Consider the following 15197-nt stretch of genomic DNA (forward strand, 5'->3'; position numbering starts at 1 on the left):
TTTCACTTTCCTACTAAAACTTTACACTAACTATTTAAGTCCCAAACGATTTTTGATAGCAAACTGCAAAACTTCAAGCACCCCATAAATAGAAAATTCGCAAATTATCAAATTCTATTTTTTAGAATTTGAAATTTGCGAATCTTTTATTTAACTTCTGTTTTTGGTTTTCCTTGTAATTTAAATAGTGAATTTAAAACAACAGCCACAATACTTGTCACCACAACCCCATTACCAAGAATTAAATACAATTCGGAAGGTAAGGCTTGAAAAATACTTGGAACACTGGAAACACCCAAGCCAGCGCCAATGGAAACTGCAGCAACAATTAAATTACGACTATCGTCAAAATCAACATTTTTTAAAATCCGAACACCCTGTAAACCAACCGTGCCGAACATCACTAACATGGCTCCACCTAAAACTGGTGTGGGCACAACCGTTGCCAAGGCACCAACTTTTGGTAACAAGCCCAAAATTAATAAAAATACTCCAGCAAAGTAAATTGGTTTTCGCGTTTTAACACCAGAAAACTGCACAACCCCCACGTTTTCTGAGAAAGTTGAATAAGGAAATGTGTTGAAAATTCCACCCAAGATCTGCGCAATTCCTTCTGCACGATAGCCTCGTTTTAAGTCATCCCCGGTCAAATGCCGATTGGTCATGTCTCCTAATGCAAAGAACACACCGGTCGATTCAATCATGGTAGTCAACGCAATCAAAATCATGGTTAACGATGATGACCATTCAAAGTGTGGCACGCCAAACATAAAAGGTTGGGGAATTCGGAACCAGCTACTTTGGGAAACACTGCTCAATTGAATCATCCCAAGGGCACCAGCCAAAGCCGTCCCAGCTACCAGGCCAATTAAAATGGCAATTGATTTAACAAAGCCACGCCCCCAAACGTTAAACGCAATGATCACTGCCAGCGTGAAACCACCAACAAGCAAATTCTTCGGTGAACCAAAATCACGAGCACCAACTGTCCCGCCACCTAAATCAGTGATGGCAACTGGCATCAACGTAAACCCAATCACCACAATTAACGAACCGGTGACAACTGGTGGAAAGAGTTTTCGCATTTTGGAAAAAACCCCACTCATTAATAAGACAAATACTCCGGAGGCGATGATCGCACCATACATTGTGGTGATCCCGAGCGTTTTTCCGATGGTCCCCAACGGCGTGATGACTTGAACCGCACAGCCCAAAACTACTGGTAATCCGATTCCAACCAAACGCGTCCTGTGCACTTGTAATAACGTGGCCACACCACACGTGAATAAATCCATCGAAATTAATAGTGCCATTTGCGTCGCTGAAAAATGCACGATTGCACCAATTAGGAGTGGCACCATCACATCCCCAGAATACATGGTCAGTAAATGTTGCAACCCTAAAATTGCGGCGTGTCCGTTCGAGGTATCGTCCTCTTGGGGAACTCCCTTTCCTGCGTCAAAATCAATCTGTTCTTGTGCCCATTCTTCCTTTGAAACCAACACGTTACCTCCTGTTGAATCCATATATAACCACTATCACGGCAAAACAAAAACGATGTCCGCAAATAGAAGACATCGTTTGATGAGTTTATTGCGTATAGTCCAGAATTTACGGTTCTGGGTAGAAACTTGCCGACCATATTACGGCATTTATATATGCATTTCGTTTTTAATTACTAAAGTACTATAACACTGAATTTTTATTGCTTCAACGTTTGTTAACAGATATAAAAACGGTGTCATCCCAAATAGTAATCGGATCACACCGTTCAAAAAATTATTTAGCTGGTTCCTTTACTTTAACACTTTTGACTTCGTAACCTAACTTGGTAACGACCTCTGCCAAAGCATCTGCATTGTTGATCGTTTCGTCAAAATCGATCTTAGCTTTACCAGCATTAAAGAGAACTTTCACTTTTTCAACACCTGGTTGTTTTTCCAAAGCCCCTTGAATCTTTTGTAAACATGATGGGCAAGTTAATGCACCTAATTGTAAAATTGCTCTTGTCATAATTAATTTCCTCCTATTTCCTTTGATTAACTTTATGAATTCATTCTAAAGCCATTTTGCTACTTTAAAATTGATTCTCATCAAGTTTTTGAAACTTTTTTTAATTTATTTTGTTCGAGCTGGTTGATACCGAATTAAACGCATCGCATTAAAGATGACAACTAAAATACTGGCTTCATGCACGAACATCCCACTGGCCATGTAAATATAACCAAAGATTAACCCAATCAGCAGGAACACAACCGTGCCAATCGCAATCACAATGTTTTGCCGCGTATTAGCAACCGTCTTTTTTGCCAAGCCATAAGCGTGAACTAACTCTTGGAAACTAGATTGCATCAGGACAATATCAGATGTTTCAATCGCGACATCCGTGCCGCCACCCATTGCAATTCCGATGTCAGCAGTCGCAATCGAAGGACTATCGTTAATTCCATCACCCACAAATGCCACTTTACGGCCTTCTGCTTTCAGCTGTTTCACAAACGTCACTTTATTTTCCGGCAATAAATTGGCATGAACTTCATCAATGCCAAGTTTCTTGGCCACATAGTTTGCGGTGATTTCATTATCACCAGTTAACATGACGAGCTTCTTGATTCCCAACCGTTTTAATGCTGCTAAGTTCTCCTTAACGTTATCACGAATGACATCCGAAACACCAATAATTTGTTGAACTTGCTGATCGACCGCCACAATCACCGTCGAACTTCCTGTTTCTTGCAACTCTTTTAAATCAGTTGCTTGGTTTGGGGTTAATTGAACGTGATTAGCAGCCATCAATTTAAGATTCCCCACCAAAACTTGGTGCTGCTCAATTTCAGCCTCAATTCCCTGACCTTTAACGGTATTATTTGAAGCAATCGTTAGGTTTTGATAGTCAACATTATTCTGAGTCGCATAGGTCGTAATCGCCTTGCCTAAGGGATGATCGGATTGACTTTCTAGTTTGGCAGCCAAGGCTAATCCCTGAGTTTGATCAGCTGCATAATTTTTAATTGCAGAAACTTCTGTGTTGCCTTTAGTTAAAGTTCCGGTTTTATCAAACACTAAAGTATCGACTTTAGCAAAGGTGTCAACAACTTCACCACCTTTGATCAGTACGCCATTTTTAGCACCGTTCCCGATTCCGGCCACGTTGGAAACTGGTGCTCCAATGACCAAGGCTCCAGGGCAACCAAGCACCAGCACAGTAATTGCCAGCTTGAAATCACGTGAGATAAGTCCTACCAGGACAGCTAAAACTAACACTGCTGGCGTATAATACTTCGCAAATTGATCAATAAATTTTTCGGCATGTGATTTGGTATCTTGCGCATCCTCAACCAGTTCAACAATCTTCGCAAAGGTGGTATCATCCCCCACTTTGGTAGCCTTGATCTTCAAAGTTCCGTTATCTAAAATTGTTCCGGAAAAAACACCATCGTCAACTTGTTTCGTAACTAATTTAGACTCGCCAGTAACACTCGCTTCGTTTAAATAGCCAGAGCCTTCCACAATGTCGCCGTCAATTGGCACCTGACCACCGGTCTTCACAAGAACAACGTCACCTTCATCAACATCATCAACGTCCGTTGCAATAACTGAGCCATCATCTTGAACCACCTCAGCGGTAGTTGGTGCCATTTCTGTCAATGTTTTAATAGATTCACGAGTTTTCGCTAACGTTTTGGCTTCCAAAAAACTACCAAACAAAAACAAGAAAGTCACGATGGCAGATTCATTAAACTCTTGAATCACAAATGCCCCGATTACTGCAATACTTACCAATAACTCAATCCCAATGACCCGTACTTTTAAAGCTTCAACCGCCCGGATGATAATCGGTGTTGCCGCGATGATCGAGGCAATTACAAGGGCTGCCGTAGACAATCCTTGTGAACCCATCATTTCTCCCAGAAAACCAATAACGATTAACGCTGCTGAAGTCCATGTAATTGGATTGATATTTTTTTGGACGACCTGCTCAAATTTCATCATATTTTTTATCCCCTTGTCTTATTGAATAAGTTTAATATACCTGGAAAACGAGGCTTTGAAATTGACTGGGATCAAGTTCCCCAATTTTTATGAAATTTAAGTTTCTTTCAGTTGACGGCCACTTGCTTATACACTGGTTTTATGGCAAAATACGAAAGGTAACTTGTCTCCGTGGCTCAACTGGATAGAGCAATCGCCTCCTAAGCGATAGGTTGCGAGTTCGATTCTCGCCGGGGACATTTTTTATTGTTTAACACAGACAAATTTCTATTAAAATAAGCAAGGGCATCATCGATTTAATGCGATGATGCCCTTGCTTTATCCATTTTTTCTAATGCTATTTGTGATAAAAAATCGCCTCAGCTCCAGTTTCCAGGCTGCCACCCCAGAAGACTAACCCTTCAGTGATATCTCATATTTAGTTATTTTTATCGACTAATTCACTTTTTTTAATTCCGGTGACAGCTTCCATTCCTTCACGGGTAACAATCAGTTGTTTACCAAACTTACGAATGGTGCCTTCAGGAAAACGTTTTGGATATTTATTATAAATCGTCCGCACGTAATCTTTTTGTTTACCCCACATTACACTGGCTTCATGACTACCCATGTAGTCTTCGTCATTTAAATCAAGTTTCAGCTTCTTCATTTCTCTCTTCCTCTCTTACACTTGCTGTATTTCTTTAATCCATAAAATTGCAAACACGCCGGATCCCAAATGGGCACCAACCACTGGACCGATCTGTCCCGTTTCAACAGCGGCGACATTTGCCAATTTAGATTGAATGCTTTGTTGCCACTTCTCAATTTCTGGTTCGTTATTTGTCCCACATAAAAACACCCGAACCTGATAAGGTAGATTTTTTGTTTCATTAATAAAACGACTGACAATGTTGGCCCGAGCTCGCTTCATAGAGCGGACTTTATCAACAGCCTCAATATTAAACTTCTCTTTGTTAAGCGCCAAAATCGGTTTAACTTTTAGTAAGGAACCAACAAAAGCAGAACTATTTCCTAAACGACCACTGTGAGCCAAATTCTTTAGATCATCTACGATAAAGTACTCCCCGATTGTTGCCCTCAACTCTGTCACTTTGGCCATAATATCTTGGGCTGATTTCCCCTTGGCCGCCATTTTAGCCGCTTGAATTACTAAATAGCCTAATGGCTGGACAGCAATCTGGGCATCAACCACATGGACCTTTATTTCTGTAACGCTCGCCGCGAACGCGCGTAAATTATTGGTAAATCCACTGATCCCGCTAGATAAATGAATGCTGACCACTTCTTCGTAGCCAGCCTCTGCCAAATTATGATAAAGTTCTTCCATAACTCCCATAGATGGTGGTGCCGTTGTCGGAAAAGTTTTCTCTGTTTTCAAACGTTTATAAAATTCTGCGTCACTAATATCGATTCGCTCACGATATTGTTGGTCACCAAAAGCCACCGAAATTGGTGCCACGGTGATATGCAATCTATCGCAAATGTTTTGGGCAAGATAAGCAGTACTGTCAGTTACAATTGCAATTTTAGTCAAATTCTTCACTTCCATATTTTGAGAGTGCCTCAAAAAATAACTAGCGAAAAACTAGTATTTTTTAGGCACGTTAGTTAGTGATCAAAGTATACCCTGTAACTCCACTAAATAACCTTCATATGTTCAACTTAATCTCGCAAATACTTGTACATCGGACTTATCGCTGCACTTTTTCCGTGACAAGCAAAATCGAATTGTCACAATTACTAAAACGTTATCATTAATTACTTCACATCATTGACTACCCTCCATAGAGACTACTAGCTCCCACTCCGAAAGTCAAAAATTCAAGCTTAACCTTACCCAGATTTTAGACACAAAAAACAGAATCACCATAGATCAGCGATTCTGAATTTAAACTTATTTATTTGGAAACGTACATACCCTTCCAGTTCCAAGGAACACCGGCTGTATTGTAAACATACCCTTTGACTTTAGTATTGATCAATTGGGGAACAACGCCATTGTATAATGGGGCATTTCCTTGATCGTTCATCAAAATCTTTTTGGCCTTAACCATGTCTTCCCAACGTTTTTGCGTGTTATTGGCATCAGCATTATTAGCCTTATCGATCAACTTATCGTACTCTTTGTTGCTCCACTTACCATTATTGAAGCTGTTCGTTGATGTAAACAAGCCCAAGTCAGAAATTGGATCCGAGAAGTCAGCTCCCCAGTTTGTAATAACCAACTGGAATTGTCCCTTTGCGGAACGTGCTAAACGAGTCTTATAAGGGATTGTCTGCACATTAATCTTCAATCCAGGCAATTTTTCTAACTCTGTTTGTAAAAATTCTGCAGTCTTTTTAGAAGATTCCGTATCGTCAGCCATCAACGTATACGTCATGCTCTTCTTGCCTTCTTCTTTCAAAGCTTTAGCCCATAGCTTTTTGGCTTGCGTCAGATCGTAGTTGGTTCCATTCCCAGTTGAAGCTTCTTTTGCGAAATCTTCACCCGTCTTAGGATTCTTAGCTAATCCATCCGTCACAAACCCTTTTGGTGCCGTTGAGCCATCAGCCAACACATTATTTACTAATTGTTTCCGATTAATTGCTAAAGACATTGCCTTTCGAACATCTACGTTCCGGAAAGCCTTAATATTCTTGTAATTATACTCGAGATAAGAGTTTCGAGCTTCACGGCCTAAGAAGAAAGCCTTGTTACTCTTCATATTAGCTACTTGGGTTCCAGTTAAAACCGTTTGATCCACTTGTTTACCCTGGAAAAGGTTCAACCCAGTTTGGCTGTCCTTAACCACTTGATCATTAATCTTGGATAGGTAAACGTGTTTCTTATCCCAGTAACTCTTATTTTTAACTAACGTCCACTTGTTGTTCGTTCCGGTCCAACCTTGAAGCGTGAACGGCCCATTGTATACCTGATACTTACTTTGGGTTGCGTATTTATCACCATACTTTTCGACCACTTTTTGATCTTGTGGGAAGAAACTTGGGAATCCCATTAACAACTTAAAGTAAGGGATGGCCTTTTCAAGGGTAACGGTTAATTTGTAATCTCCATCAGCCTTGATTCCTAAACTGTTAACCGGCTTTTTGCCAGCCTGAATCTTGTCCGCATTTTTAATTCCACTGTATAGGTATGCGTATTGTGAACCAGTCTTCGGATTATTGATGCGTCGCCATGAGTACACGAAATCTTTTGCGGTAACCTTATCGCCGTTACTCCATTTAGCATTCTTGCGAAGTGTAAACGTATAGGTTTTTCCATCTTTAGATTCTTTAGTCTTCGTTGCAACTCCAGGAAGAATTTTATTATCCTTACCTAAACGATACAAACCTTCACCAACGTTATTCATGGCGTCAAAACTAATTTGGTCAGTGGCAATGGAAGGATCAATCGAAGGTAACTCCGAAGTTTCCGTCCAATTAACAACCTGTTTATCAGCAAGATTGCCTTTGTTTACTCCATTACTGCTTGAAGAATTACTATTCCCACAAGCTGCCAATAATAATAATGGCAAAGCCACTAAAAATGTGACTGAGCTTTTCTTTAATTTCATAAATCATCCAACTCCCTATGTTTTAAATCAAATTATGAGAAACAATCTAATTTGAATTTAATGTTAAATATAGCTCATTGTCGGGAGCCTGTCAACATGAAAATTAAATAAAGATTAAAATAATTAGTTTAACTGTGATTATTATGAGGAAAATTAAATTTAGGCAAAAATAAAAAGCAACAATATATTTAAATATCGCTGCTTCACTATTTTAAAAATTATGCTTCAATCTTCTTTGCTTCTGCAAAACGAACAATCACGCGACCATGAAGATCATGTAGTTCTTCACTACGAGAATCATCAACACTATCAGCGTCAATATCAATCAAAATTGAGTTTTCATAAACTTTGCCGACCTGACCATCGAAACCAGTTGGGAGTAGAGCAGTTTTCTTAACGTGAACCTTGTCGCCAACATCAAATGGCTTTGGTTCCTCCTCTTTTTTATCGGCTCTATTATTGCCTCTTTTATTTACTTTTTTATCAACTTTTTTATCTGCAGGTTTTTCAACTTTTTTATCTACTTCTTTTTCTGCCATGACCAGCATCCTTTCCTAGGGCGTATCTTTTCATTATAAAGCCTTTCGCCTAATTGGTAAAGTCAGACGTTAGAAACTTCGTTGACCATTCATTAATTTAATCGTTTTTCGCCAAGTTAAGCTGTGACGTTCGTTCTTATTTAGTTTCTTGTAATAAAGTTGTGCTTCAGGGCCTTGGCCCCACATTGCAAGTGCTTTGTAATTCCGACCATTCTTACCTTTGACATTGACTAACTTGAAGAAGAAGCCAAATCCCCAACGTTTGTCAGATAAAGAATAGCTACCTTTATAGTAATATTTGAAGACCATATTTTTACCATATGTTCTCTCCATTACGGTGTGATGCAAGCCAACCATCGAAGTCTTTTTAATATTTAAACCTGTTTTTTTAGTTAGATACCAATTACCACGCATTGCATATGGGACAGGAACTCGGGAAGCGGCCTGAGTTTCCGTATTATTAGCTAATAGAAACACACCCATCGCCATACTTACTATTAATAAAAATCGAATTACTTTTTTCATCAAAACCGCCTCCAAATTTGTTACATTAATATTACAGTTCCTTTACAAGCTCATCATAGAACATTCCTGATTCGATTGCAATCTTTTTTTAAATTACTTTAAGAAACTGCGAAACCCTTAAGGAAAAGTTAACGAAAAACCGCGTTCTGACGGGTTTTATTCCATTATAAATTGCGATACAATTAAAGCATTGATCAAATTAGGGAAGTGGTTCAATGACAATATTTAAGTATGTACCGTTTGTAATACTTTCGGCAATTGTTGCAATTTATAACATTCAAAAATTACATCAGAAACCGTCTCTAACTTCTGCAATTGTGCGGCTTAGTTTCATTGCTTATGCAGTTAGCGTGTTCTACCTGATCTTCACACCTGGCACTTATTCGTTTGGTTCCGATGCCGTCTTTCAGGCTATCGCGATTGGTTATGCTAAAGTTGTCGTGGTTCCTTACCGCGATTATGGGATGCAAGCTATGTTAAACATCATCATGACAATTCCAATGGGGATTTACCTATATATCTTTGGTCATAAAGATCGTCCCCTTTTAAATGAAGTGTTGTTTATCGCTGTGGGAATTGCTTTATTTAACGAAGGTGGCCAGTTTGTTTTAGACCAGCTTATTCATATCAACCGAACTGTTGATATTATGGATGTCATTCATAATGCCCTCGGTGTAGTCATTGGCTTCTACTTGATGACACCGTTCAATTTCATTTTAAAGAACGAAAAAAAAGGCCTTCAGAAGAAGAAATCCTGAAAGTCATTTTATTATCCACATCATTTTATAACTTTAATCTATCTCAAAGGCAGTAATCCAAATTGATAAAATATCTTCCGTTCATAGTAATGTCACTTGTTGTAGTTCTCATCACTATTAAAAAAGTAGTTAGCGCACCATCCAATTTTTCCAAATTAGTATGGCTAAGCCTCATTGTTTACGTGATAAGTGTCTTCTGGCTAATTTTAATACCCAAGGATACGACATTAGAATCTATGTTACCCTATGGTGCCAAACTCATCGGCCACGCAATAGTAATCGCTAAACCTTATTCTGGCTTGGCTGATTCATCAAGAGAAAATGTCATTATGACCATTCCCGCCGGAATTTATTTATACCTATTTACTCGTCATCATCACTTAAACATACTTGAAGTGATCTTAATTGCTTTAGGAACAGGAATATTCAATGAAAGTATCCAGTTCATTTTAGATCAAACATTTCGAATCAATCGAGTCGTCGAAACTATGGACGTTTTAGACAATTCACTCGGTGTATTTTTAGGGTATTACTGGTTACGAATTAGCTTCATTGTTCAAGCTCACACAAAAATCTAACCATTGAAAGATCACCGAAAATATTTTAGTTTTAATGTACTTCAAAACTACTCCAAGAATGCAAGATGGCTTTTAAAGAAATGCAGCTCCAGGCGAGAGTTGATAAAGAGCAAAATTAACTCAAATAGACTAGATTGGTTAATCTGTATTTGATACAATTTCAAGACAATTTTTAAGAACACTAGGATTATCTATAATAATTAAGCACAATTGTTTACGAGCCCTTGTCATATTTTCAAATAATGTTTTTATTGCAGAATAGTATGTTTTAGGACCAGTCAAACGACCATTCTCGTAACTAAAATCTGGCCCCACAAATACAGCCACTTTATCAAATTCTTGTCCAATCACTTCATGCGAGTTGGCATATTTTAATTTCATAAACTTATCATTATATTCGGGATCATATTTTGAGGTTGTAGAAGTAATTAATTTCCAACCATTTGCTGCTAACACATTACTGTATAAAATAGCGTCATTTATAAGTTTGAAGTATTGTAAAAACACATTGTCAATATAAACATCATTTTTATTCCTATATTTTTTCCGATCAAAAAATTGTAATATAAAAGAAGCCACTTCTTTATTCGTACGAATCTTTTCGGATAATTTACAATAATTATTTTTAGATATAGAATGTGTATTACTTAAAAGCTCAAAATTCTCCTTTCCTCCCTCCATAGCTTGTAAATATTGTTCCAGATCCCCACAAAAAATCAACTTACCTTTATAATTAGAAACTTTAGTCAACAATCCACTGAGATAATTCCGTCTAACACGTTGAACTTCATCAATAATAATCAAATTGTATCGTGCAATTAGCGTATTTATATCTTTCGATTGAAACGATTTTATAGAAATAATATTCCAGCCCTTACTATTTAAAATTAATTGTCCATCATTCAAATTCCCACAATGAACGATTAATACCTTTTGGCCTTCACACATTTCAGTTCTTGCAATATCATATGCTAACAATGTCTTTCCCGTTCCAGCCTTACCTTCTACAACAAAAGTTCCCCCTAAACTTCGAACAATATATTTTTTTACATTTGTTTGTTGTTGAGTAAGAAAATATGCTTTATTTAAAAATTCTTGCGGTGAATTAAACGGCGATGTCAAATACGCACTTGGATTAAATAATTCATCTAAATTACTTATTCGTCTACTATTTGCTTCAATATACTCAACTATTTGGGATGTGTCACTATCTATAAGTTTGCCTGAATCTGCCAATCTATAAATCTTTTTATCCGAAGACACATACGTAAAAAGGTCAATTTTCTTGTAATTAGGAATAGCGGATAAATAATATTTATTTTTAATTAATTGTTTACCTATTTTTTCTTTACCAATATTTTCACTTTTTAATTCAATATTTAGAATATCACCATTTTTACAAAAACGTAATAAATCAAATTCTTTATTTATTTGTGGTATTTTATATCCAATATAAAAATTACTTAAGTTCAAGTTCTTAGGCAAATCACTTACTAAAGAAGATATATCATTAATCTCTCTTCCCCGGAACTTAATTCCCAGATAGTGTTGATATTCCTCAAAAATTTCATCATTTAACCCTTGCACACCAATAGATTTTAAATCAACCGGTCTTAACATATCAATATCTCCTCGTAGTATTCTAAAAAATATTTAGTTTAATCATTTAATAGTGTTCTAAACATAAAACTTAAAAACCCATGATGATAAGCAAAAAAGATCAAATTAACAATAAAATTTGATCTCCACGTTAAATTAGTTTCCCGCATTCACATTAGCATTCTGCACACTACTGTTAGAACTGGAACTAGTAGCAGATGTACCTAACGCAATGTTTCCGGTTGTTGCATGATCTAAACCAAGGTTCTTCCGGTTCAGGTTCGTTACACGCTGTAACTCACTCTTAGCCATTAATTCCATACTCTGCCCATTCACAGTACCACCAGTTCCTTGTAGATGGGTCTGTGAAACTGTCTTTCTAGCACCACGATAATTTTGTGCAATCGCAGTTAAATCGCTAAACGTTAAATCGGTCTTCATCTGTGCTGAAATTGAATCCAAGAAATTCTTATTGAGTAAAGATGATATTGAACCCGCCTTGCCCATAATCGCCATAATCACTTCGCGTTGCCGCGTTTGACGGCCATAATCGCCATTGGGATCATCGTAACGCATTCGTGAATAAGCCAAAGCCTTCTTACCATTCATATGTGTAGATTCACCCTTTGTAAAGGTATACCCGTCATACTTAAAGCTTAAAGTAGGTGTCATTGTGACCCCACCAACTGCATTAACCACTTTTTCCATACCGCCCATATTCATAACCGCATAGAAATCAATTGGCACATTTAACATTTCTTGTACCGTTTTAATTGCAGTTCCAGAGCTTCCAAACGAATAAGCCGCATTAATCTTCGATGGTGATTCACTTTCATACCCTGGAATCGTTACACCCGTATCACGGGGAATACTTGTAATGGTCGTCTTATCCGTCTTAGGATTCATCGTAATCAGCATCATCGTATCTGTCCGTCCTTTGTAAGAACGTCCCAATGCACCTGTATCAGTTCCCATTAACAAAATTGAAATGGGACGCTTGCTTTGAATCTCAGAACTAGCATTCCGATCCTTCTTAATTCCAGCACTTTGATACGTATTATCAACCGCATGTTTGATATTATAATATTTCCTTGCAGCATACGCTCCCACCGAAACCAGCAGAATCAAAATAACTGTCAAAATAACGTTTCTTACTGTATGGTTCTTTTGCTTAGACTCATGTTCATGTCTCATGCCACGCCTCCTGAAAATTAACTATTATTATTGTATGCCTATGCTTCACGAAATTCACTAAAAATTCACAATCTTAACTTTTACATATATGTACAACTAGTAATTACTTATTACTAGTCTATACTAAACAACTATTTATCAATAATCACCATCATTTGTTGCAAAGCCTCTTGCCACGTTGGAATCTTAAAACCAGTTGCTTTAGTTTTTTCTAAAGACAATACTGAATGAGCTGGCCGCGTTGCTTTTTGTGAATACTCTGCAGAAGTTACAGGTTTCACTTGTGTAGTTGTATTTTTCAAAATTTCTGTAGCAAATTCAAACCAACTAGCCTGATTATCATTACTCAAGTTGTAAACACCATAAGGAACCTTGTTTTCAACTGCATACAGCATAAACTCTGCTAACGTTCTCGTCCAGGTTGGACGGCCGACTTGATCATCTACAACCGTAATCACATCATGTGTTTTCGCTAAATTCAACATAGTATAAACAAAGTTCTTACCATATTTTCCGAATACCCATGAAGTTCTGATGATATAGTATTTACTCATCGTTTCACGAATTGCTTTTTCACCTAAGTTCTTAGTACGACCATATTCACTTTGGGGATTCTGTTGATCCATTTCTTTGTACATTCTTGTATTTTGACCATCAAAAACATAATCCGTACTAATATAAACAACCGTTGTTCCCACTGATTCGGCGGCTGTCGCAACATTTTGTGTGCCTGCCACATTAACCATTTCATCAGCTGACTTACCGGGTTCTTCTTCAGCAGCATCAACTGCCGTATAGGCAGCACAATGAAAAACTAAATCGGGTTTATGCAGTCCAAAATAATCACTTACCATTTTAGCATCAGTGATATCAAGCTCTTTAGAACCTGTAGCCGTATAAATAATCCCCTTTTCATCCAATAAAGTTCTTAGTTCCATACCAAGCTGGCCATTAGCACCTGTAATTAAAATATTATTCATTCTGAATTACTCCTCTTTAAACTTTTCTTTCTATCAAAAAAGCGGGTTACGCACCCGCTAAAACTTATTGACCATTCTTAGCATACTTATTCTCAACATCCTGCTTTTCATCTTTCCACCAATCTTCGTGATCAGTGTACCATTGAATTGTTGCTTGCAAGCCTTCTTCGAAATCGGTAAATTCAGGCTTCCAACCAAGTTCAGTACATAACTTGCTTGAATCAATGGCATAACGCATATCATGCCCAGGACGGTCTTTAACATGGTCATAAGCATCAGCCGGTTGGCCCATACCTTTGAGAATCATTTCAAGAACTGTCTTGTTGTCCTTCTCACCGTCAGCACCAATTAAGTAGGTTTCGCCAAGTTTTCCCTCATTGAGGATCAACCAAACTGCGCGTGAATGGTCATTTGTATGAATCCAATCTCGCACATTTTTACCTGATCCATAGAGTTTTGGCCGAATGCCACTCAAGATATTAGTGATTTGGCGTGGAATAAACTTTTCGATATGTTGATATGGGCCATAGTTATTCAAGCAATTTGAAATTGTCGCCTTTAGTCCAAAGGACCTTACCCAAGCCCGCACTAATAAATCCGAACTAGCCTTAGATGAAGAATATGGACTGCTTGGCTTGTATGGTGAATCAGGTGTAAACTTCTCACCAACGCCTTCACCATGGCCTGGTAAATCTTCACGTAAAGGTAGGTCTCCAAATACTTCATCAGTTGAAATATGATGATAACGCACACCGTACTTACGACAAGCTTCAATCAATGTATAGGTACCAATAATATTGGTCTGAATAAATGGACTAGGATCGATCAACGAATTATCATTGTGACTTTCCGCTGCATAATGAACAACTGCATCCGTATTTTTAACCAGCTTATCAACTAATTCAGCATCAGCAACATCACCGACAACTAACTTAACGCGATCTTTAGGGAGTCCGGCTAGATTAGCACGATTTCCAGCATAGGTAAGCTTGTCTAGAACCGTAATTTTAACATCAGGATGGTTATTCACCACATAATGCACAAAATTAGATCCAATAAACCCGGCACCACCGGTAACAATAATATTTTTCAAATTAGGCATTTTCCTAAATCTCCCCATAAACAAACGGATTATTTTTTTCGAATTCAGTAAATGTTGGTTGGTTGGCATCCTTTTCTGAAGTGATAGCCTGATCAAAATCAATTGGCCATTTGATTCCTAATTCGGATGTTTTAAACGAGAAACCACCATCAGCCTCCGCATTGTAATAATTATCACATTTGTACAAGAAATTAACATCATTAGTTAAGGTCACAAAACCATGGGCAAAGCCTTTGGGAACCAGTAATTGACGATGGTTACTTGCGGATATGATGTATCCTTCCCATTGTTTATATGTAGGTGATCCCTTACGCACATCAACAATCAAGTCCAAAACGGCACCGTATGTGTCAAGTTTTCCTAGGTGCCTTA

15 protein-coding genes, 1 tRNA gene and 1 riboswitch are annotated in these 15197 nt (G+C 37.8%); of the genes, 3 read left to right on the forward strand and 13 right to left on the reverse strand.

Features of this window, described 5'->3' with window-relative positions:
• Positions 1-146: 146 nt before the first annotated feature.
• From IV84_RS06540 to IV84_RS06550, 3 genes are all read right to left on the reverse strand, one after another.
• Positions 147-1469, reverse strand: a complete 1323-nt coding sequence (locus tag IV84_RS06540) for a nucleobase:cation symporter-2 family protein (RefSeq protein WP_056986290.1) — start codon at positions 1467-1469, stop codon at positions 147-149.
• Positions 1470-1580: 111 nt separating this feature from the next.
• Positions 1581-1680, reverse strand: a riboswitch (purine riboswitch).
• A gap of 99 nt (positions 1681-1779) precedes the next feature.
• Positions 1780-2013: a heavy-metal-associated domain-containing protein gene (locus IV84_RS06545; protein WP_046872508.1), complete on the reverse strand. Its 234-nt coding sequence runs from the start codon at positions 2011-2013 to the stop codon at positions 1780-1782.
• 105 nt (positions 2014-2118) lie between these two features.
• Positions 2119-3990 carry a heavy metal translocating P-type ATPase gene (locus IV84_RS06550; RefSeq protein ID WP_056986291.1) on the reverse strand — a complete coding sequence of 624 codons (1872 nt, stop codon included), beginning with the start codon at positions 3988-3990 and terminating at the stop codon, positions 2119-2121.
• A gap of 168 nt (positions 3991-4158) precedes the next feature.
• Between IV84_RS06550 and IV84_RS06555 the strand changes: the two genes are divergently transcribed.
• Positions 4159-4232, forward strand: a tRNA-Arg gene (locus IV84_RS06555).
• A 179-nt stretch (positions 4233-4411) separates the two neighbouring features.
• On the opposite strand, the gene IV84_RS06560 is transcribed toward IV84_RS06555, so the two are convergent.
• The 5 genes from IV84_RS06560 to IV84_RS06580 all read right to left on the reverse strand — a co-directional run bounded on the left by IV84_RS06560 (position 4412) and on the right by IV84_RS06580 (position 8614).
• Positions 4412-4642 carry a helix-turn-helix domain-containing protein gene (locus tag IV84_RS06560; RefSeq protein ID WP_046872509.1) on the reverse strand — a complete coding sequence of 77 codons (231 nt, stop codon included), beginning with the start codon at positions 4640-4642 and terminating at the stop codon, positions 4412-4414.
• 15 nt (positions 4643-4657) lie between these two features.
• Complete coding sequence (locus tag IV84_RS06565; RefSeq protein ID WP_158510060.1) at positions 4658-5530, reverse strand: DegV family protein; 873 nt, start codon at positions 5528-5530, stop codon at positions 4658-4660.
• A gap of 364 nt (positions 5531-5894) precedes the next feature.
• On the reverse strand, positions 5895-7550 hold the full coding sequence (locus IV84_RS06570; protein WP_046872511.1) for a peptide ABC transporter substrate-binding protein: 1656 nt from the start codon (positions 7548-7550) through the stop codon (positions 5895-5897).
• Positions 7551-7768: 218 nt separating this feature from the next.
• Complete coding sequence (locus tag IV84_RS06575; protein WP_226997969.1) at positions 7769-8089, reverse strand: hypothetical protein; 321 nt, start codon at positions 8087-8089, stop codon at positions 7769-7771.
• 69 nt (positions 8090-8158) lie between these two features.
• On the reverse strand, positions 8159-8614 hold the full coding sequence (locus IV84_RS06580) for a DUF2715 domain-containing protein (protein ID WP_046872513.1): 456 nt from the start codon (positions 8612-8614) through the stop codon (positions 8159-8161).
• A gap of 215 nt (positions 8615-8829) precedes the next feature.
• Here IV84_RS06580 and IV84_RS06585 point away from each other — a divergent pair, with 215 nt between their 5' ends.
• Positions 8830-9372 carry a VanZ family protein gene (locus IV84_RS06585; protein ID WP_046872383.1) on the forward strand — a complete coding sequence of 181 codons (543 nt, stop codon included), beginning with the start codon at positions 8830-8832 and terminating at the stop codon, positions 9370-9372.
• Between the two features lie 89 nt (positions 9373-9461).
• Complete coding sequence (locus IV84_RS06590) at positions 9462-9950, forward strand: VanZ family protein (protein ID WP_141306346.1); 489 nt, start codon at positions 9462-9464, stop codon at positions 9948-9950.
• A 138-nt stretch (positions 9951-10088) separates the two neighbouring features.
• On the opposite strand, the gene IV84_RS06595 is transcribed toward IV84_RS06590, so the two are convergent.
• From IV84_RS06595 to IV84_RS06615, 5 genes are all read right to left on the reverse strand, one after another.
• Complete coding sequence (locus IV84_RS06595; RefSeq protein ID WP_056986287.1) at positions 10089-11570, reverse strand: ATP-binding protein; 1482 nt, start codon at positions 11568-11570, stop codon at positions 10089-10091.
• Between the two features lie 135 nt (positions 11571-11705).
• On the reverse strand, positions 11706-12743 hold the full coding sequence (locus IV84_RS06600; RefSeq protein WP_046872381.1) for an LCP family glycopolymer transferase: 1038 nt from the start codon (positions 12741-12743) through the stop codon (positions 11706-11708).
• A 131-nt stretch (positions 12744-12874) separates the two neighbouring features.
• The gene (gene rfbD, locus IV84_RS06605; RefSeq protein WP_056986288.1) at positions 12875-13723 is read right to left on the reverse strand and encodes a dTDP-4-dehydrorhamnose reductase; all 849 of its coding nucleotides are present in this window, start codon (positions 13721-13723) and stop codon (positions 12875-12877) included.
• Positions 13724-13787: 64 nt separating this feature from the next.
• Positions 13788-14825 (reverse strand): dTDP-glucose 4,6-dehydratase, encoded by a 1038-nt coding sequence (rfbB, locus tag IV84_RS06610; RefSeq protein ID WP_056986289.1) that lies wholly within the window; start codon positions 14823-14825, stop codon positions 13788-13790.
• Positions 14826-14829: 4 nt separating this feature from the next.
• Positions 14830-15197, reverse strand: a 368-nt coding sequence (locus IV84_RS06615) for a dTDP-4-dehydrorhamnose 3,5-epimerase family protein (RefSeq protein ID WP_162261349.1), incomplete at its 5' end; no start/stop codon positions are given.

Source organism: Pediococcus damnosus, assembly GCF_001437255.1.
GTDB classification, from domain to species: domain Bacteria; phylum Bacillota; class Bacilli; order Lactobacillales; family Lactobacillaceae; genus Pediococcus; species Pediococcus damnosus.

Bases quoted from the DNA above. Each gene is read 5' to 3' on its own strand.
- IV84_RS06545 (WP_046872508.1), bottom strand. From the start codon at position 2,013: ATGACAAGAGCAATTTTACAATTAGGTGCATTAACTTGCCCATCATGT.
- IV84_RS06550 (WP_056986291.1), bottom strand. From the start codon at position 3,990: ATGAAATTTGAGCAGGTCGTCCAAAAAAATATCAATCCAATTACATGG.
- IV84_RS06560 (WP_046872509.1), bottom strand. From the start codon at position 4,642: ATGAAGAAGCTGAAACTTGATTTAAATGACGAAGACTACATGGGTAGT.
- IV84_RS06570 (WP_046872511.1), bottom strand. From the start codon at position 7,550: ATGAAATTAAAGAAAAGCTCAGTCACATTTTTAGTGGCTTTGCCATTA.
- IV84_RS06575 (WP_226997969.1), bottom strand. From the start codon at position 8,089: ATGGCAGAAAAAGAAGTAGATAAAAAAGTTGAAAAACCTGCAGATAAA.
- IV84_RS06580 (WP_046872513.1), bottom strand. From the start codon at position 8,614: ATGAAAAAAGTAATTCGATTTTTATTAATAGTAAGTATGGCGATGGGT.
- IV84_RS06585 (WP_046872383.1), top strand. From the start codon at position 8,830: ATGACAATATTTAAGTATGTACCGTTTGTAATACTTTCGGCAATTGTT.
- IV84_RS06590 (WP_141306346.1), top strand. From the start codon at position 9,462: ATGTCACTTGTTGTAGTTCTCATCACTATTAAAAAAGTAGTTAGCGCA.
- IV84_RS06595 (WP_056986287.1), bottom strand. From the start codon at position 11,570: ATGTTAAGACCGGTTGATTTAAAATCTATTGGTGTGCAAGGGTTAAAT.
- IV84_RS06600 (WP_046872381.1), bottom strand. From the start codon at position 12,743: ATGAGACATGAACATGAGTCTAAGCAAAAGAACCATACAGTAAGAAAC.
- rfbD (WP_056986288.1), bottom strand. From the start codon at position 13,723: ATGAATAATATTTTAATTACAGGTGCTAATGGCCAGCTTGGTATGGAA.
- rfbB (WP_056986289.1), bottom strand. From the start codon at position 14,825: ATGCCTAATTTGAAAAATATTATTGTTACCGGTGGTGCCGGGTTTATT.